Source organism: Dermacoccus barathri (assembly GCF_015070805.1).
GTDB classification, from domain to species: Bacteria; Actinomycetota; Actinomycetes; order Actinomycetales; family Dermatophilaceae; genus Dermacoccus; species Dermacoccus abyssi.
Genome location: NZ_JADCTK010000003.1, coordinates 415,652 through 434,285 on the forward strand (window position 1 = coordinate 415,652; position 18,634 = coordinate 434,285).

Sequence of the window (18,634 nt, forward strand, 5' to 3'; positions counted from 1 at the left end):
TAGCGTGAAGGGCACGTCCGACCTCGTTCTTCGCTCCAGACAAGGAGATTCGTTCCATGGTTGATGTCAAGAAGCTCATCGGCTCGGTTCCCACCGGCCTGTTCATCGGTGGCGAGTGGCGTGACGCCGAGGGTGGCAAGACCCTCGAGGTCACGAACCCCGCCACGGGCGAGGTGCTCGCGAAGGTGGCCGACGCGTCGCCCGCCGACGGTGACGCCGCCCTCACCGCGGCCGCCGAGGCGCAGGCCGAGTGGGCCGCCACCCCGGCCCGCGACCGTTCGGAGTTGCTGCGCAAGGCGTTCGAGCTCATCACCGAGCGCGCCGACGACTTCGCCGCGCTCATGACCCTCGAGATGGGCAAGCCCTTCGCCGAGGCCAAGGGTGAGGTGACGTACGGCTCCGAGTTCTTCCGCTGGTTCGCCGAGGAGGCCGTGCGCATCTCGGGCACGTACATGCCCGCGCCGAACGGTGCCTCGCGCCTGCTCACGATGAAGCAGCCCGTCGGCCCGTGCATCATGGTGACGCCGTGGAACTTCCCGCTCGCCATGGGTACGCGCAAGATCGGCCCGGCCCTCGCGGCCGGCTGCACCATGGTCATCAAGCCCGCTTCGGAGACGCCCCTGACGATGCTCGCGCTCGCTGCGCTGCTCGAGGAGGTCGGTGTGCCGAAGGGCGTCGTCAACGTCATCACGACCACCGACTCCGGTGGCGTCATGGAGCCGCTCATCCGTGACCCGCGTGCCCGCAAGCTGACGTTCACCGGCTCCACCGGTGTCGGCCGCAAGCTCGTCGAGCAGAGCGCCGAGCAGCTGCTGCGCGTTTCGATGGAGCTGGGTGGCAACGCGCCGTTCATCGTCTTCGACGACGCCGACCTCGACGCCGCCGTCGAAGGCGCCATGGCCGCCAAGATGCGCAACATCGGTGAGGCCTGCACCGCGGCCAACCGCATCTACGTGCACGCCGATGTGGCCGAGGAGTTCGGCGACAAGTTCTCCGCCAAGATGAAGGCGATGACGGTCGGCAACGGCATGGACGAGGGCGTCACCGTCGGCCCGCTCATCACCGAGAAGGCCGTCAAGAACGTCAAGCGCCTCATCGAGTCGGCCGTCGGCGACGGCGCGACGAAGGTGTGCGGCGACGACGAGGTGCCCGCCGGCGGTCACTTCGTCGCCCCGACGGTGCTCACGGACGTGTCGCCGACGTCGGACATCGTGCGTGAGGAGATCTTCGGCCCGGTGGCCGCGATCCAGACGTTCACCGACGAGGACGACGTCATCAAGCGCGCCAACGACACCGAGTACGGCCTCGCGGCGTACTTCTTCACCACCGACTTCTCTCGCGCCATGCGCGTGTCCGAGAAGCTCGAGTACGGCTTGGTCGGCGTCAACGCGGGCGTCATCTCCAACGCGGCCGCGCCGTTCGGCGGCGTCAAGGCATCCGGCTTCGGTCGCGAGGGTGGCTTCGACGGTATCGACGAGTACCTCGAGACGAAGTACGTGGGAATGACGATCTGATGTCGGACGCCATCTACAAGGTCACGAACCCGCTGACGGGTGAGGTCGAGGAGACCTTCCCGACGGCGAGTGACGAGCAGGTCAAGGCCGCGCTCGAGGCTGCGTACGAGGCGCGTGCGTCCTGGCGTGCCACCCCGCTCGAGGAGAAGGTCGCGGTGATGAACCGCGTCGCGGACCTCTACGACGCACGCCAGGACGAGCTGGCCCGCATCATCGGCGTCGAGATGGGCAAGCCCTCCTCGCACGCGACGGGTGAGGTGTGGCTGGCCGGTGACATCCACCGGTTCAACGCGAAGCACGCTGCCGAGGCCTTGGCCGACGTCGAGCTCGACCTGGGCGAGCGGGACGGGCGCGCGTTCATGCGCAAGGAGCCGATCGGCGTCATCGTCGGCGTCATGCCGTGGAACTACCCGTACTACCAGGTGGCTCGCTTCGCGGCGCCGAACCTGTTGTTGGGCAACACGATTCTGCTCAAGCACGCGCCGCAGTGCCCGCGCTCCGCGGCCGTCATCAAGGAAATCTATCGCGAGGCCGGCGTGCCGGAGGGTGTCTACACCAACCTGTACGCGACGAACGAGCAAATCGCCTCGCTCATCGAGGACCCGCGTGTGCAGGGTGTTTCGCTCACCGGTTCCGAGCGGGCCGGTTCGGCCGTCGGCGAGAACGCCGGGCGCAACCTCAAGAAGGCCGTGCTCGAACTCGGCGGCTCCGACCCGTTCATCGTGCTGCCGGACGCCGACCTGGAGAAGGCCGTTGCGGACGGCGTTTCCGGGCGCTTCGAGAACTCGGGGCAGGCGTGCAACGCGGCGAAGCGGTTCATCGTCATCGGCGACGAGGCGTACGACTCGTTCGTGTCGCGTTTCTCGGAGGCCGTCGAGGCGCTCGTCATGGGCGACCCGGCGGACGAGAAGACCGACGCGGGCCCGCTCGTCAACGAGGACGCGGCCCAGGACATCCAGTCGCAGATCGACGACGCCGTGCAGGCGGGCGCTCGTGTCATCACCGGTGGCACGCGGCCCGACCACGCGGGTTCGTTCGTCACGCCGACGGTCCTCACGGACGTCACGCCCGAGATGCGCGCGTGGTCGGAGGAGATCTTCGGCCCGGTCGCCGTCGTCTACAAGGCGAAGGACGAGGCCGACGCGGTACGCATTGCGAACGACACTCTGTTCGGGTTGGGCGCCTCGGTGCACTCGGCGTCGGTCGACGCCGCGATGCGCGTGGCCGACCAGCTCGAGTCGGGCATGGTGTCGATCAACGAGCCGCCCGGCTCGTCATCCGAGTTGCCGTTCGGCGGGGTGAAGCGCTCGGGCTTCGGGCGCGAGCTCGGCACGTACGGGTTCGAGGAGTTCAGCAACCACCGGATGATCCGCATCGCCGGCGACAAGGCGGCCGCCTCGTCCGAGTGACGCCGCCTCCCCCGTCGCGCGAGATATCGCGCGATCGGGGAAAGTCGACAACGAAACGTCCCCACAGGCGCGACATCTCGCGCACGTGGGGACGTTTCGTTTCGGTGCGGTGCGATGGTCGCCCTCGCGGTGCCGGCAACCGTTGGGCAGAGTTTCCTGCGAACGGTTGGGCCGAGGCAACCACTACCCAACCGCAGGGAAGTCTGCCCAGCGACGACGAGCGACTCCCGTCAGCGGGCGCCGACCGTCGCCATCTCGGCCGGCTCGTCGGCCGTCACACTCGGCTGCGCCGAGGCGGCCCCTACCCAATCGCAGGAAAGCCTGCCCAGCGCCAACGTCAGCACCAACGACGAACCGCCCGCCGCCCGCTGATCAGCGAGGCGACGGGCGGCACGACCCGAGACGGATCGTCAGCTCATGGCAAACATCTCGAGGTGCGTCTTGACGACGATGACGCGCGGGCCGGTGACCGACGCGTCGAACGTCGCACGCAGAGCGTCGGTGAGCTCCGAGTAACCCGCGTCGTCACCGACCGAGACCTCCTGCGCCTCGACGCCGAACGCCCTGGCAAGCGTGATGAAGTCCGGGCGGGCGAGCTCGGTGTGGGTGGCCTGCCCGAAGGTGGCCACCATGTACTCGCGCAGGATGCCGTAGCCGCCGTCGTCGACGATGAGCCACGTCACCGGAATGCCGTGCTGCACAGCGGTGGCCAGCTCCGAGATCGAGTACATCGCCGAACCGTCACCCGCGACGGCGACGACGCGCTCGCTGCCGCCGACGGAGAACTCCGCGTCGACGTCGGAGAGCTTCAGCCCGCGCTTCTCCGCGAGCGCCACGGCGCCGCCGAGGGCTGCGGGGAACGCGAAGCCGAGGCCGCCGGCGCCCTGGCCGGAGTGGAAGCCGCCGGTGCGGCCGTCCCAGCAGTTCCAGCCCCAGTAGGCGGCGATCGTCATGTCCCAGAACGTCGGCACATTGTCGGGGATGCCGGCACGGATGGCGTCCATGAACGCGCGCTCGTGCGCGAGGTCCTGCCCGTCGAGGCGCTCGACGATGGCCTTGCGCGCCTCCGCGGCCCGCTCGGCGCCCGACTCGCGACCTTCCGTCGGCTGCGAGGGGTAAGCCGAAACGAACGCCTCGAGCGCGGCCTTCGCGTCACACGCGATACCGAGTGCGGGGTGGTTCGACTCGAGCACGCGCGGCTCGGCGTCGACGTGGATGAGCTTGCCGGACGGCTCGAGCGTGAAGTAGTTCGACGTCACCTCACCGAGCGACGTGCCGACGGCGAGCAGGACGTCGGCGTCGGCGAGCAGGCCGGTGACCGCACGGTCCTCGACCCACGACCCCATCGACAGCGGGTGCTCGACGGGGAAGCCCGAGTTGCCGCCCGGCGAGCAGACGACGGGGGCGTCGAGCTTCTCGGCGAGGGTGAGCAGCGCCCTCTCCGCACCGGCGCGGCGCACACCACCACCGGAGACGATGGCGGGACGCTTCGCCGAAGCGAGCAACTGCACTGCGGCCCACACGAGTTCGGGGCGCGGCCCCTCGGGCGTCGGGGAGGCGTTGGCCGTGCGTATCGGCGGGATCTCCGTCTTGGCGAGCAGGACGTCCTGCGGCACCTCGACCCAGACCGGCCCACGCGGGTAGGTCATCGCTTCCAGCCACGCCGACTCGATGGCCGTCGGGATGGCGGCGTGGTGCGTCACCGTGCGCTGAGACTTCGTGACGTCGATGGCGGCGCGACGCTGCTCGTCGAGCTGGTGAAGCATGCCGCGACGCGCACCGCCGAGGCCGGAGACCGGCACCTGCGACGCGACGACGACCATCGGAACCGAGGTGGCGTAAGCCTCCTGCAGACCCGGAAGCGCCGTCAACGCGCCGGGGCCGGTGGAGAGGAAGAGCGCCGCCGGCTTGCCCGAGACGCGCGAGTACCCGTCGGCCGCGAAAGCAGCGTTGTTCTCGACGCGGCTGCTCATGAAGTGCAGCCCCGAACGGCGCAGCGCGTCGAACAGGCCCAGCGCGTGCTGGCCCGGGATGCCGAACACGGTCGTCGTGCCGAGCGCCTCGAGCGTCTCGACGACGAGGTCGCCACCGTTGCGGATCTTCGGAGCGGCTTCCCCTGCCGCCGTCGAACGGATCTGTTCGCTCACTTGCTCTCCCCGTAGGTCGTGTTGGACTCGCCGTAGGCCGGGCCGCCCGCGGGGGCGTCCTTGCCGAGGGCGAGCAGCGACATGTACTCGTACACGACGTTCGCCGCGGCGAGACCCGTGAGCTCGGCGTGGTCGTACGGCGGGGCGACCTCGACAACGTCGGCGCCGATGAGGTTCGTGCCGCGCAGGCCGCGCAGAATCTCGAGCAGCTCGCGCGACGTCAGACCGCCCGGCTCGGGCGTTCCGGTGCCGGGCGCGTGGGCCGGGTCGAGAACATCGATGTCGAGCGAGACGTACAGCGGACGGTCGCCCACGCGCTCACGCAGGAAGCCGACGACCTCGTCGACACCCATGCGCATGACGTCGTTGCTCGTCACGACACCGAAGCCGAAGCGCGCGTCGTCCTCGAGGTCCTGCGTGCCGTAGAGCGGGCCGCGGGTGCCGACGTGGCAGACGCCCGAGGAGTCGATGATGCCTTCCTCGAACGCGCGACGGAACGGCGTGCCGTGCGTGTACTCGGCGCCGAAGTAGGTGTCCCACGTGTCGAGGTGGGCGTCGAAGTGCAGCAGCGCGACGGGGCCGTGCTTCTTGGCGTGCGCGCGCAGCAGCGGCAGGGCGAGGGTGTGATCGCCGCCGATCGTGATGAGAGAGGTGCCGTCGCTGACGAACTGCGCCGCGGCCTCCTCGGCCGTCTTGAGCGCCTCGTCGATGTTGAACGGGTTGAGTGCCACGTCACCGGCGTCGGCGACCTGCAGCTCCGCGAACGGCGAGACCGACTGCGCGGGGTTGAACGGACGCAGGAGGCGCGAGCTCTCACGCACGTGCGTCGCACCGAAGCGCGCACCGGGGCGGTAGGAGACGCCCGAGTCCCAGGGCATGCCGACGACGGCGACGTCCGCCTTGGACACGTCCTCGATGCGCGGCAGGCGCGCGAAGGTGCCCAGGCCCGCGTAGCGCGGGGTGAGGGCGGCGTTGACCGGGCCGATGCGGCCGTTCGTCTCGACGCGGGGGTGGTCCATGTCGTGAGCTCCTTGGGTCGGCCCGGGTTGTCGTGCGACGCCCAGGTCACGTGCGTTCGATCACAATCAGGTTAACGGACGTGTTTACCCAGGGGAATCCGTTGTTTGTTAAGAGTCGATCTCTTACATTGGTCGAACCCCCACTCCATGTGACGCAGACGACACACCGTGCCGTGCCACCCATCCAGCGAAGGAGGCCCTTTCCGTGGACCTCAACCTCGCGATCGTAGTCCTGTATCTCGTCGCCATGCTGGCGTTCGGGTTCTGGGGTCGCTCGCGCACCAAGAACAGTTCGGACTACCTCGTCGCCGGGCGTCGCCTCGGTTACTTCCTCTACACCGGAACGATGGCGGCCGTCGTGCTCGGTGGCGCCTCCACCGTCGGCGGTGTCGGCCTGGGTTACAAGATGGGCCTGTCGGGCATGTGGCTCGTCGTCGCCATCGGCGTCGGTGTTCTGCTGCTCTCGCTCCTGTTCGCCGGCACGATCCAGAAGCTGCGCGTCTACTCCGTCAGCGAGATGCTCGACCTGCGCTACGGCCACAAGGCCACCGGCGCGTCCAGCATCGTCATGCTGGCCTACACGATCTTCCTCTCGGTGACGTCGACGGGCGCCTACGCAACCGTCCTCCACGTTCTCCTGGGCTGGGACCGCTGGCTGTGCATCGTCGTCGGCGGTGGCGTCGTGCTCGTCTACTCCGTCATCGGCGGCATGTGGTCGATCACGCTGGCCGACCAGGTGCAGTTCATTATCAAGACGATCGGCATCTTCGCGCTCATGCTGCCGTTCACGCTGAGCAAGGCCGGCGGCTTCGACGGCATCCGCGAGCGCATGGGTGACCAGGCGTTCAACCTCATCGGCGACAAGAACTTCGGCGCCGACCCGCAGACGATCCTCACCTGGTTCGTCGTCTTCACCCTCGGCCTCCTCATCGGCCAGGACATCTGGCAGCGCGTGTTCACGGCCCGCTCCCCCGAGGTCGCTCGCTGGGGTGGCGCTGCCGCCGGCATCTACTGCATCTTCTACGGTGCGGCCGGCGCCGTCATCGGCATGGCGGCCCACGCCTCGCTGGGCGACAAGATCAAGGTGAAGGACGACGTCTACGCCGAGGTGGCCGACAAGATCCTGCCCGCCGGCATCGGCGGTCTCGTGCTCGCCGCCGCCGTCGCCGCCATGATGTCGACCGCGTCCGGCGCGCTCATCGCCGCCGCGACCGTGGCCCGCAACGACGTCGTGCCGATGATCACCGGCAAGGCCAAGGCCACCGGTGAGTCAGCCGAGGACCCGCACAGCGACAAGAACATCCGCGAGAACCGCACCTGGGTGCTCGGCCTGGGCATGGTCATCATCGCCATTGCGGCGTGGATGAGCTCCCTCAAGGCCGGCGGGGACATCGTCGTCGCATCCCTGACGATCGCGTACGACATCCTCGTGGGCGGTCTGCTCATCGCGATCCTCGGTGGCTTCGTGTGGAAGCGTGGCAACGGCCAGGGCGCTGCGGCGTCGATGATCGTCGGCACCGTGGTCACGCTCGGCACGATGGCCGTTCTCGCTGTTCAGCTGGGCGACCCGCTGCTCGGCATCCTCGACAACAAGCCGATCTACTTCGGCCTGCTCGCCTCCCTCGTCACGTTCGTCGCGGTCTCGCTCGCGACGAAGCCCGTGCGCCCCGAGGTGCGCGAGGAGTGGGACGCTCGCGTCAGCGGCCGTATCGAGACGGAGGGTGTTCGCACCTCCTGATCGAGGCGAACGCGTCGAACGGCGCCAGACGGTGACTTGCATCTCACCGCCGGGCGCCGTTTGCTTGATGCATGACCCAGAATCCGAACCCTTACGGCGACCCGCAGCAGGGTCAGAACCCTCAGCAGTACGGCGGGCAGACCGGCGCCTACGGTGCGCAGAACCTCCAGCAGCCTGGCGGGTACGGCCAGCAGGGCTACGGCGCGCCGCAGCAGCCTCCGTACGGCGGCTACCAGCAGCCGCAGCAGTTCGGCCAGCAGTACGGCCAGCAGCCGTACGGCCGGATGGCGCCGAAGCGCAGTGGCGTCGCGACGACGTTCGGCATCATCCTCGCCATCGTCGCCGGCATCATCGCACTGGGTGCGTTGGGCTCGACGGCCCAGAACCCGCCCTACGGAAGCGGCGCGGCCTACACGATCGGCTGGTTCATCGGCATGGCCATCTTCGTCGGCGTCCCGGCCCTCGGTGCCTACCTGTTGCTGACATCGCACAAGCGCAAGGCCAAGCGCCAGACCTGGTAGTCGACGCCAAGAAGGCCCCATGAGTGCGACATGTCGCGCCCATGGGGCTTTCTCGTGCGCAGATCTCCCCACAAGCGCGGCATGTCGCGCATGTGGGGACGATCAGCGACTGTCGGGCACGAGCGTCATGAGGACGAGCGTCTCCTCGTCGTGGAGGTTGCGCCACGTGTGCGGCTCGCGGCCGGGGAAGGTGAGCGTGTCGCCCTCGCCCACTTCGAAGGTCTCGTCGTGCATACGCACCTCGAGTCGGCCAGTGACGACGTGCCACACCTCGACGTCGCAGTCGATGGCGTAGAGCTCGTTCTCTCCCGCGCCTCCCGGCGCGATGACCGCGCGCAGCACCTGCACGGCACGTTCCTCGCGGCTCGTCACGAGGCGCTCGTCGATGCCGTTTCCGCCCAGGTCGACGGGCGAGGCCTCCTCGAGCCGCACCAGCGACGTGCGCGGCGCCGTGAACAGCGAGCCGACGTCGATCTGCAGCACCTGACACAGCGTGACGAGTGACGCCACGGACGGCGACGTCAGGTCGCGCTCCACCCGGGAGAGGAAACCCTTCGTCATGCCGGCGAGCTGAGCCGTCTGCTCCAGCGTGTAGCGGCGGGCCAGGCGGGCGTTACGCAGGCGCGCGCCGACGGCCACGCTCTCGCGCAGGCCTTGAACCGGTAGCGACTTCATGCGCGCCTCTCGTCCCGAGTTGAGTTGCGCGAAACCCTACCCGTTCGCTGTTCCACCGAGGGAGACCGTCCGAATTCGGTTTCAGTCCAGGCTGATCGGGCCGTACTCGCCGAGCAGTTCGCCCGGTCCGGGGTTTTCCGGGCTGCACTCGCCGCCGAGATGCTTCATGACACCCCAGACGGCGTTGAGGCCCGTCTGCACGGCGCCCTCGGCCCAGCCGGCCGTCCACGAGATGTCGTCGCCCGCGAGGAAGATGCCGCGCTGGTGCTCGGGCAGGTCGTTCTTCGCGAAGTGCGTGAACAGCCGCTGCTGGTAGCGGTAGTGCCCCGGCAGGTTCGCCTTGAACGCGCCCATGAAGTTCGGGTCCGACTCCCACGACACCGTGATCGGCTGCCCGACGACGTGGCTCGCGATGTCGACGTCCGGGTAGATCTGCGCGAGCGAGTGCAGCATGAGCTCCATGCGCTGCGTCGCGTCGAGCGACAGCCACTTCATCGCGTCGTCGTTCCACGTGTACGACAGCAGGATGACGCCAGGCTTGTCCGGGCCGTCGTCGAGCAGGTACGTGGCGCGGTTGAGGCGGTCGGTGAGCGTCATCGACATGACGTCCTGGCCGGTCTTCGGGTCCTTGTCCTTCCAGAACGGCCGGTCGACCATGACGAACGTCTTCGAGCTCTGCATGTAGTGCGAGCGTTCGAGCGCCATCCACATCTCCGGGGAGAACAGGGCCTCCTCGGTGTCGATGCGCGTCGACAGCAGCCACGACTGGCAGCTCGTGATGGCCGCCTTGTACGTCGCCTTGCGGCCCCAGCGTTCGGAGATCTCGATGTCGCCGTTCTCCGCGCGGCGGATGCGGCGCACCTCCCCCGCGGGAGCTCCGTTGTGCAGCGACCGCAGCGACGTGCCGGCCGGCCAGTGCTTCATCTCGGCCGGCTCGTACGCCCACAGCCCCTCCGGCAGACGCTGGGCGCCACCGAGGATGCGGCGGTGACGGTCGTCGGCGTCGGTGTAGACGACGCGCAGGATCTCGAGGATGGAGTTGGGGAAGTCGGTGTCCCAACCACCCGTGCCGAACCCGACCTGGCCGAACGCCTCGCGCGCCGCGAAACCCGCCTTCTTGAACGCGTCACTCGCCGCGATGAAGCCGTAGAACGTCTGCTCGTCCATGCGCGGCACGAACTCGTTCCAGATGCGCTTGATCGTGGGCACGTCTCGCTCACGGATGGCGGTCTGCATCTCGAGGAACTGCGCGTCGTCCTCGACCGCGGCGCGCCAGGCGTCGGCCACGTGGGTGAAGAACTCGGGCAGGTCGGCGGGTGTCTCGGCGTAGTGCTTCACGCCGCCCAGCTCGACGACGGTGCTCGGCGTGACCTCCGAGAGCGGGTTGGGGAACGCCTCCGTCTCGAGGCCGACCATGTCGATGTAGTGGTAGAGCGCTTTGCTCGACTCGGGGAAGCGCATGCCGCCGAGGTCGACCGTGACGTCCTTCGCGGCGGCGAAGCTCTCCGAGCGCAGGCGCCCGCCGATGCGGTCGGCTTCGTAGACGACGGGCTTGAGGCCCATCTTCATGAGTTCGAGGGCCGCGACGAGGCCCGAGACACCGCCACCGACGACGGCAACCTCGGCGCCGTACATCTCCTCGGGCACGCTGCCGAGGCCGGCAGGGTGTGCGAGGAAGTGGTCGTAGCTGAAGGGGAAATCAGGGTTCAGCATCGTGATCGGAGGCTGCTTCGCGGCCCCGTCACTCGGAAACTCGGTCACTGCTGTCATGTCACCTTCACCCCTTCGGCGGTCGACTGCCGATCCGCGCGAACCCACGATGCCACAAGAAGGCGACGGACGTTGCTCCGAGAGCAACCATCGTCTTCAACCTGTTCGAATGTGAGGTCCGAGAAGCTCAGCCGTCGCGCTCCCAGGCGGCGTACGTCGTCGGGCGGCGACGGCCGAGGTAGTCCACCTCACGGCGAGCGGCGTCGATGTCGTCGCGCGTCACGTCGCCGAGGATGATGCGGGGTGCGTCGTCGCCCTCCGCGAGCAGACCGCCGTCGGGCCCGACGATGACGCTGCCGCCACCGAGCACGAGCCCGTCCTCCTCCCCCGTGTGGTTGGCGTACGCCAGCGCGACGCCGTTCTCGAGGGCACGGGCGCGCAGGAGAACCTGCGGTACGTCATCGAATCCGGCCGCAAGCGCTGTCGGCGCGAGAACGACGTCGGCCCCGGCCAATGCGGCGGCGCGCACGGCCTCGGGGAACTCGACGTCGAAGCAGATGAGCAGTGACACCCGCAGACCCGCGAGCTCCACCGTCGTCGGCGGGGCCTCGGAGCAGGCGAAGGCCCGCGGTTCGTCGTCGCCGAACAGGTGCACCTTACGGTACGTCACCGCGAGTTCACCGCTCGCGTCGAAGAGCACGGCGCAGATGTACTGACGCCGCTTCTCCTCGGCGAGCTCCTCGACCTGCGGGTAGCTCGCGACGAGGGCCACTTTGCGATGCTTCGCGATGCGGCCCAGCTCCGCGAGGATGCCGCGCTCGGCGTCGGGATCGACGGTGCGCAGCAACAGCGGCGCGTACCCGCTGACGAACAGTTCCGGCGTGACGAGGACGTCGGCACCCTCACCGGCCGCCCGCGCAGCGGCCTCGTCGATCGCCCGCAGATTGGCCGCCTGATCCCCGACGGTCGCGTTCGCCTGCATCACCGCAATTCGCATGGTGTGAGCCTAAGCGTCAGACCTTCGGCGTTACCCGCTCGATGATCGCCGCGGTGTCGACGCCGCGTCCGAGGGTGCCGAACGCGTTGCCTGGTACGCCGGCGAGGCGCGAGCCGGTGAAGCCGTCGGCCACTGCCGGGTGACCGAAACGCACGAGCAGCGAGCCCTGCAGCGCGAGGGCGAGGCGTTCGACGACGGTGCGTGCCCGGTACTCGAGGTCGCCGGTGTCGGCGAACTCGTTCTTGAGCTCGGCGACGTAGGCGTCGAAGTGGGCGTCGGCTCCGGCAGCGGCGTCGAGTTCGTCGAAGAGAACCTCGAGCGACTCGGGCTGACGGGCAATGGCGCGCAACGTGTCGAGCGCGGCGACGTTGCCGCTTCCCTCCCAGATCGACAGCAGCGGCGACTCACGGAACAGGCGCGGCATCCGCGAATCCTCCGCGTAGCCGTTGCCACCGAAGCACTCGAGCGCCTCGACGGCGTGCGACGGCCCGCGCTTGCACACGTAGTACTTGCTCACGGCGAGACCGATGCGGCGCAGCATGGCCGCGCGCTCGTCACCGGCGTGGGCCTTGTCGGTGAGGCCTGCGAGCCACAGCGCCACCGTCAGGGAGGCCTCGGCCTCGATCTCGAGATCGGCGATGACGTTGCGCATGAGCGGTTGATCGATGAGCGACTTGCCGAACGCCGCACGGTGCGTGACGTGGTGGGCGGCGCGCTGGACGCCCTGCGTCATGATCGTCGCGCTGCCGATCACGCAGTCGAGGCGCGTCACGTTGACCATCTCGATGATGGTGCGGACGCCGCGGCCCTCGTCGCCGAGGCGGTAGGCGACGGCGTTCTCGTACTCGATCTCGCTGCTCGCGTTGGAGTGGTTGCCGAGCTTGTCCTTGAGGCGCTGGATGCGGATCGGGTTGCGCGATCCGTCCTCGAGCACGCGCGGCACGACGAAGCAGGTCATGCCGCCGGGTGCCTGGGCGAGCGTGAGGAAGATGTCCGACATCGGGGCCGACGTGAACCACTTGTGGCCCACGAGGCGGTAGGTGCCGTCGGGCTGCGGTGTGGCGCTCGTCATGTTGGCGCGCACGTCGGAGCCGCCCTGCTTCTCCGTCATCGACATTCCGGCGATGATTCCGGGCTTCGTCGGCGCGTAGGCGAGGTTCGGGTCGTAGCCGCGGGCCGTGAGCAGCGGCGTGTAGCGCGCGGCCAGTTCCTCGTCGGCGCGCAGTGCGGGGACGGCGGCGTACGTCATCGTGATCGGGCAGCCGTGCCCGGCGTCGGCGGTGATCCAGGCCGAGTACTTCGCCGCGCGCACGAGGTGCGCGTTCGGGTCGTCGCTGGCCCACGGCGCCCCGTGGAGGCCGAAGCGCGTCGCGTGCTCCATGAGCGAGTGGTAGGCCGGGTCGTACTCGACCTCGTCGATGCGGTTGCCGAACCGGTCGTGCGTGTGCAGCCGCGGCACGTTGCGCTCGGCGAGGTCGCCCCAGCGCAGTGCCTCACTCGAACCGGCGAGCGCACCGACCTCGTCGAGTTCGGCGAGCGACTCGCCCGCATCCGCCCGTTCGAGCGCTTCGCGCAGCACGGGGTAGGCCCCCGGGTTGTAGTCCTCGAGCGGCGTGGACTGGTTGAGCACCTCGTGGGTCTGCATGGTCTCTCCTCGTTCGGGTCAGGCGGCGGCGTAGGGGTGGGGGCTGAGGCCGACGGTGCGGCGAAGCTCGGCGCGGTAGGCGTCGTAGGTGCGGCGCAGGCACCGCGCCGGCCAGTTCGTGGGGGCCAGGCTCTCGGGCAGCATCGGGTCGCTGCGCAGATGGCGGACGGTGGCCGCAGCCACGGCGAGACGCGTGGCCTCGTCGACGTCGGGGTTCTCGAAGGCGCGGACGAGTGCCTCGGCGCGAGCGGCCCACTCGTCGAGGTTCCACAAGCGGGCGACGAGGGCCTTCGCGGCCACTACACCGCCATCGGGAATGGCAGTGAGGTGGACGAGTTCGTCGCGCTCGACGCGGGCCCCGGTCAGGTTGTCCGGGCGCATCCACACGCCCTCACGCAGTTCACCGAAGCGCGCCGCGCTCATGGCCCGACGCAGCTCTCCCCGATCGCTCGCGCTTCGACTGCCGGCCCCGACGACCACGGCCGTCACCCACCCGCCCTCGAATGGTTCTGTCACCGGGGCGAGTTGCGCGAGCGTCGCCTTCTGGCGCGCGGCGAGCCGGTCGGTGAGGGCGTAGACGCCGTCGGCCGTCGTGAGTTCACCGGCGGCGACGAGCCGCGACAGCGCGACGCGCATCGTCGGGCCACTGATGCCGAAGGTCTCCCCGAGACGCACGAGGTCGGCGCCGCGAAGCTCGGGCGGCTCCGCGCCGAGCAGCAGGCTGAGGGCAGCGGAGCGCGCGCTGAGAGGACGCAGGTCGCGCACCCAGGCCTCGGCACTCGCGGTCTCCCTCACGGCCCAAGTATTACGTTTCACCAACGCCCGTGACAAGGGTGTAACACTAATCGGGCGAAGAAGTCCGCCGCGGCGTCGAGGTGAGGTGAGGCACGATGGATTCATGAGTGACTTCTCGCGCAACCCCCAGCTCAACCGCCTCCTCGGCATCGACGGTCTGCTCACCGAGGACGAGCGTGAGGTGCAGGCCCTCGTGCGTCGCTTCTGCGACGACCAGGTGCGCCCGCACCTGCCGACCTGGTACGACGAGGCCACAGTGCCTGCGCGTGAACTGGCGAAGGGCCTCGGCGATCTCGGTCTGCTCGGCATGCACCTCGAGGGCTACGGCTGTGCGGGTTCGACGGCGACGACGTACGGCATCGCCTGCCACGAGCTCGAAGCGGCCGACTCCGGCATCCGCTCGCTCGTGTCGGTGCAGGGCAGCCTCGCGATGTTCGCGATCTGGCGTTGGGGCAGCGAGGAGCAGAAGAACGAGTGGCTGCCCCGCATGGCCGCGGGCGAGGCCATCGGGTGCTTCGGCCTGACCGAGCCGGACTTCGGTTCCGACCCCGGCGGCATGCGCACCTTCGCCAAGCGCGACGGCGACGACTGGGTGCTCAACGGCACGAAGATGTGGATCACGAACGGCAGCGTCGCCGACGTCGCCGTCGTCTGGGCGCAGACGGACGACAAGATCCGCGGCTTCGTCGTGCCCACCGACACTCCCGGCTTCACGGCCACCGAGGTGACGAAGAAGATGTCGCTGCGCGCCTCGGTGACGGCCGAGCTGTCGCTCGCCGACGTCCGCCTGCCCGCCGACGCGGTCTTCCCCGAGGTGCGCGGCCTCAAGGGCCCGCTCTCCTGCCTGTCGGAGGCGCGTTTCGGCATCGTCTTCGGATCGATCGGCGCGGCCCGCGACAGCCTCGAGACCGCCATCGACTACGCCGAGTCGCGCAAGGTCTTCGGCAAACCGCTCGGCGGCTACCAGCTGACGCAGGGCAAGCTCGCCGACATGACGCTCGAGGTGAGCAAGGGCATGCTTCTCGCGCTGCACCTCGGCCGCCTCAAGGACGGCGACGGCGTCACGCCCGAGCAGATCAGCCTCGGCAAGCTCAACAACTGCCGCGAGGCCATTGCCGTGGCGCGCGAGTGCCGCACGATCCTCGGCGCGAACGGCATCTCCACCGAGTACTCGCCGATCCGTCACGCCGGCAACCTCGAGTCCGTCATGACGTACGAGGGCACGAGCGAGGTGCACCAGCTCGTCATCGGCAACGCACTGACGGGCGAGCCGGCCTTCCGCTGACGGCGGCTCACCTCGACATGTGAGCTCTGGTCCGGTGTGTGAGCTGCGCAGCTCACAGATCGGGCCAAAGCTCACAGGGTTCGAGCGGTCGGTACGTTCAGCCAGCGTTGCTAGTCTCACGAGCATGCAGCGCATCGACTTCTACTTCGACCCTTCGTGCCCCTTCTGCTGGATCACGAGCCGTTGGCTCCTCCAGGTCGAGAAGCAGCGCGACCTCGAGATCACCTGGCGCCCGTTCAGCCTCGCCATCAAGAACGACGAACTGGACGAGAACGGCCCCAACGAGAACCCGCACTCCGAGGGTCACCGCGGCGGCCACCGCGTCCACCGCATCATCGCTGCGGCCGCGGAACAGGGCGCCTCGACGATCGACCTGTACTCGGCCTTCGGCCGTGAGGTGCACACCGCGGGCCGTGAGTTCGACGACGCCCTCGTCACCGAGGTCCTTTACAACGCCGGTCTGCCCGCCGACCTGGCGAAGGCCGCGGAGGACACGTCGTGGGACGCCCACCTCGAGAGCGAGATGCAGTCCGCGCTCGACGCCGTCGGCGACGACACCGGCGTTCCGGTCATCGTCTTCACCGACGACGATGGCGAGCGCCGCGGCTACTTCGGCCCCGTCCTCAACGCGATGCCGAACGAGGAGGAGGGCCTCGCCATCTGGGACGGCCTTTCCACGCTCGCCCCGGTGACGTCGTTCTACGAGCTCAAGCGCACGCGTCCGGGCGGCGGCCCGGACACGGCCAGCACCGAGGGCCTCTGATCCTCTGGCACCGGCGAACGCCCCGACTCCGCTCGTTCGAGCAGGGTCGGGGCGTTCGCGTACCAGCGCAGCGTCAGCTGAGTGGGTCGAGGATGCGCTTGAGGAACGTCTGCGTGCGCTCCATCCGCGGGGCGTCGATGACCTCGGCCGGCGTTCCGCGCTCGACGACGACGCCGCCATCCATGAAGAGCACCTGGTCGGCCACGTCGCGGGCGAAGCGGATCTCGTGCGTGACGACGAACATCGTGCGCCCTTCGTCGGCGAGTTCACGCATGACGGAGAGCACTCCCCCGACGAGTTCGGGGTCGAGGGCCGACGTCGGCTCGTCGAAGAGCAGCAGTTCGGGTCGCAGGGCGAGCGCCCGGGCGATACCGACGCGCTGCTGCTGACCGCCCGAGAGCTGGTACGGGTACTTGTCCGCCTGGTCGGCCAGGCCGACCTTGGCGAGCAGTTCGCGTCCGCGTTCCTCGGCCTCGCGCACCGGCTCACCCTGCACGACGACCGGGCCCTCGATGACGTTCTCCAGCGCGCTCTTGTGCGGGAAGAGGTTGTGCTGCTGGAAGACCATTCCGCTCTGACGACGCAGTTCGGCGACGCTCTTGGCCGACTCGCCGCGGGCGCGGCCGTCACGTCCGCGCGTCACCGCCGAGAAGTCGACGCTTGCGTCGCCGATGCGCACGACGCCGGCGTCCGGCAGGTCGAGCACGTTGAGCGAGCGCAGCACCGTCGTCTTGCCCGAACCGGACGGTCCGAGGAGCACCGTCACCGAGCCCTTGGGCACCGTGAAGTCGATGTCGCGCAGCACCGTGGTGCCACCGAAGGCCTTGCGCAGACCGGTGACCTCGACGAGGGGGCCGGTCGCCTGGGTGGTCGTGTGATCGGTCATCGGGCCACGTGCCTTCCGAGTCGGTCTTCGAGTCGGGTCTGAACGATGCTTAGGACGAAGCAGAGAACCCAGTAGATGAGTGCAGCTGTGATGTAGAGACCGAGGAACTTGCCCGTCGGAGCGGCCGCAATCTGCGACTGGTGGAACACCTCGGTCACGCCGATCGTCGCGGCGAGCGACGTGTCCTTGACGAGCGAGATGAGCGTGTTCGACAGCGGCGGAACAGCAACGCGTGACGCCTGCGGCAGGACGATGCGCTTGAGTGCCGTGGAGCGGCTCATGCCGATCGTCTCCGCGGCCTCCCACTGCCCCTTGGGCACCGACAGGATCGCCGAGCGGATGATCTCGGCGGCGTAGGCAGCCACGTTGAGAGACAGGGCGATCCCGGCCGAGATCCACGGGTTGAGCTTGAGGCCGAGCTCCGGCAGGCCGAAGAAGATGATGAACAACTGCACGAGCAGCGGCGTCCCGCGGAAGATCGAGATGAACGCGCGGGCCAGCCAGGAGATGGCAGCGTTTGAACTGAGACGTGCGAGGGCGACGCCCAGCGCGAGCACGAGGCCGACGACGAACGCGACGGCGGTGAGCGGGATCGTCACCTTGACCGTTGCCAGGAGCATCGAGCCGAAGTTCTCCTTGATGACGTCCCACGTCGACTGACCGGTGGCCTTCGTCGTGAAGTACTTGTCATAGAGCTTCTTCGACGTGCCGTCAGCTTCCATCTGGTCGATGACCTTGCTGACGGCCGGAGTGATGTTCGTGTCCTTGCGGGCAGTGAAGACCGACTCGCTCTTGTCCTCGGTCGTCAGGGCGATCTTCAGATCCGAGTTCGGGTGCGTGGCGAGGTAGTACTTCACGGCCAGTTCGTCGTTGACGAAGGCGTCCGCCCGCCCCTGTTCGACGAGAGCGGCGGCCTTGTCCATGCCCTCGACTGACACGATGTTCGCGCCGGCGCCCTTCGCCGTGTTGGCCCAGTCAGAGGTGATGCTCTGGGCCGACTTCTTGCCCTTGAGGTCCGCCAGCTTCTTGACGCTGTTGTCGCTCTTCTTGGTCACGACGACACCCGTGGTCGTGACGTAGGGCGACGACAGGTCGTACTGGGCGATGCGCTCTTTGTTCTTCGTCACCTGGTTGGCGATGATGTCGATGCGGCCCGAGTTGAGGCCGGCGAACATCGAATCCCAGGGCGTCTCGACGAACTGCACCTTTACGCCGAGGCGCTTACCGACCTCGCGGAAGTAATCGACGTCGTAGCCCGTCAGTTCGCCACCCTTGTGAAAGCTGAACGGCGGGTAGACACCCTCGGTGCCGACGCGCAGCGTCTTCGGCAGCTGGTCGTTCCCCGCGGCGTGGGCTGCGGGAGCAGCCGCTCCGGCGAACAGGATCGCTGCGACGAAACTCAGAAGCGCGACGAAGATTCCTCGGGCTCGCAGCGCCCCGAGGCCGTCACGGTCGGCCATTCTCACCCGTCGAGAGTACGCTCACGCGCCCATATCTCCTATTTGAGATGCGAGAACGTGACGTTATGGG

At 68.5% G+C, this 18,634-nt stretch carries 15 protein-coding genes and 1 pseudogene; 6 read left to right on the top strand and 10 right to left on the bottom strand.

What is annotated here, in order from left to right:
* Positions 1 to 56: 56 nt before the first annotated feature.
* Positions 57 to 1,514, top strand: coding sequence for an NAD-dependent succinate-semialdehyde dehydrogenase (locus tag IM689_RS07685; protein WP_129664835.1), 1,458 nt, complete (start codon positions 57 to 59; stop codon positions 1,512 to 1,514).
* The gene (locus tag IM689_RS07690; protein WP_193643521.1) at positions 1,514 to 2,923 is read left to right on the top strand and encodes an NAD-dependent succinate-semialdehyde dehydrogenase; all 1,410 of its coding nucleotides are present in this window, start codon (positions 1,514 to 1,516) and stop codon (positions 2,921 to 2,923) included. The genes IM689_RS07685 and IM689_RS07690 overlap by 1 nt, the downstream gene beginning before the upstream one ends.
* Positions 2,924 to 3,333: 410 nt before the next feature.
* On the opposite strand, the gene IM689_RS07695 is transcribed toward IM689_RS07690, so the two are convergent.
* Both IM689_RS07695 and speB read right to left on the bottom strand, forming a co-directional pair.
* Positions 3,334 to 5,070: a thiamine pyrophosphate-binding protein gene (locus IM689_RS07695; protein ID WP_193643522.1), complete on the bottom strand. Its 1,737-nt coding sequence runs from the start codon at positions 5,068 to 5,070 to the stop codon at positions 3,334 to 3,336.
* Positions 5,067 to 6,089 (bottom strand): agmatinase, encoded by a 1,023-nt coding sequence (speB, locus tag IM689_RS07700; RefSeq protein ID WP_129664829.1) that lies wholly within the window; start codon positions 6,087 to 6,089, stop codon positions 5,067 to 5,069. Before speB ends, IM689_RS07695 begins: the two co-directional genes overlap by 4 nt.
* A 247-nt stretch (positions 6,090 to 6,336) precedes the next feature.
* Here speB and IM689_RS07705 point away from each other — a divergent pair, with 247 nt between their 5' ends.
* Positions 6,337 to 7,827, top strand: coding sequence for a sodium:solute symporter (locus IM689_RS07705; RefSeq protein WP_129665145.1), 1,491 nt, complete (start codon positions 6,337 to 6,339; stop codon positions 7,825 to 7,827).
* A 71-nt stretch (positions 7,828 to 7,898) separates the two neighbouring features.
* Positions 7,899 to 8,348, top strand: a complete 450-nt coding sequence (locus tag IM689_RS07710; protein WP_129664827.1) for a hypothetical protein — start codon at positions 7,899 to 7,901, stop codon at positions 8,346 to 8,348.
* Between the two features lie 102 nt (positions 8,349 to 8,450).
* Here IM689_RS07710 and IM689_RS07715 read toward each other — a convergent pair whose 3' ends face one another.
* From IM689_RS07715 to IM689_RS07735, 5 genes are all read right to left on the bottom strand, one after another.
* Positions 8,451 to 9,023: a helix-turn-helix domain-containing protein gene (locus IM689_RS07715; protein WP_047312513.1), complete on the bottom strand. Its 573-nt coding sequence runs from the start codon at positions 9,021 to 9,023 to the stop codon at positions 8,451 to 8,453.
* 81 nt (positions 9,024 to 9,104) lie between these two features.
* Complete coding sequence (locus tag IM689_RS07720; RefSeq protein ID WP_129664825.1) at positions 9,105 to 10,793, bottom strand: flavin monoamine oxidase family protein; 1,689 nt, start codon at positions 10,791 to 10,793, stop codon at positions 9,105 to 9,107.
* Between the two features lie 127 nt (positions 10,794 to 10,920).
* Positions 10,921 to 11,730, bottom strand: coding sequence for a nitrilase-related carbon-nitrogen hydrolase (locus IM689_RS07725; protein ID WP_129664823.1), 810 nt, complete (start codon positions 11,728 to 11,730; stop codon positions 10,921 to 10,923).
* A 16-nt stretch (positions 11,731 to 11,746) separates the two neighbouring features.
* Positions 11,747 to 13,375, bottom strand: a complete 1,629-nt coding sequence (locus tag IM689_RS07730; protein WP_193643523.1) for an acyl-CoA dehydrogenase family protein — start codon at positions 13,373 to 13,375, stop codon at positions 11,747 to 11,749.
* Between the two features lie 18 nt (positions 13,376 to 13,393).
* Entirely contained in the window at positions 13,394 to 14,170 is a 777-nt protein-coding gene (locus IM689_RS07735) for a PaaX family transcriptional regulator C-terminal domain-containing protein (RefSeq protein WP_319803835.1), read from the bottom strand.
* Positions 14,171 to 14,273: 103 nt separating this feature from the next.
* Between IM689_RS07735 and IM689_RS07740 the strand changes: the two genes are divergently transcribed.
* The gene (locus tag IM689_RS07740) at positions 14,274 to 15,455 is read left to right on the top strand and encodes an acyl-CoA dehydrogenase family protein (protein WP_193643525.1); all 1,182 of its coding nucleotides are present in this window, start codon (positions 14,274 to 14,276) and stop codon (positions 15,453 to 15,455) included.
* Positions 15,456 to 15,579: 124 nt separating this feature from the next.
* On the top strand, positions 15,580 to 16,218 hold the full coding sequence (locus IM689_RS07745; RefSeq protein ID WP_193643526.1) for a DsbA family oxidoreductase: 639 nt from the start codon (positions 15,580 to 15,582) through the stop codon (positions 16,216 to 16,218).
* A 73-nt stretch (positions 16,219 to 16,291) separates the two neighbouring features.
* On the opposite strand, the gene IM689_RS07750 is transcribed toward IM689_RS07745, so the two are convergent.
* The 3 genes and pseudogenes from IM689_RS07750 to IM689_RS14695 all read right to left on the bottom strand — a co-directional run.
* Entirely contained in the window at positions 16,292 to 17,104 is an 813-nt protein-coding gene (locus IM689_RS07750) for an amino acid ABC transporter ATP-binding protein (protein ID WP_193643527.1), read from the bottom strand.
* Entirely contained in the window at positions 17,101 to 17,724 is a 624-nt protein-coding gene (locus tag IM689_RS14690; RefSeq protein WP_047312645.1) for an amino acid ABC transporter permease, read from the bottom strand. Before IM689_RS14690 ends, IM689_RS07750 begins: the two co-directional genes overlap by 4 nt.
* A 66-nt stretch (positions 17,725 to 17,790) precedes the next feature.
* Positions 17,791 to 18,564: pseudogene (locus tag IM689_RS14695) on the bottom strand (transporter substrate-binding domain-containing protein); the annotation flags it as partial.
* Between the last annotated feature and the right edge of the window lie 70 nt (positions 18,565 to 18,634).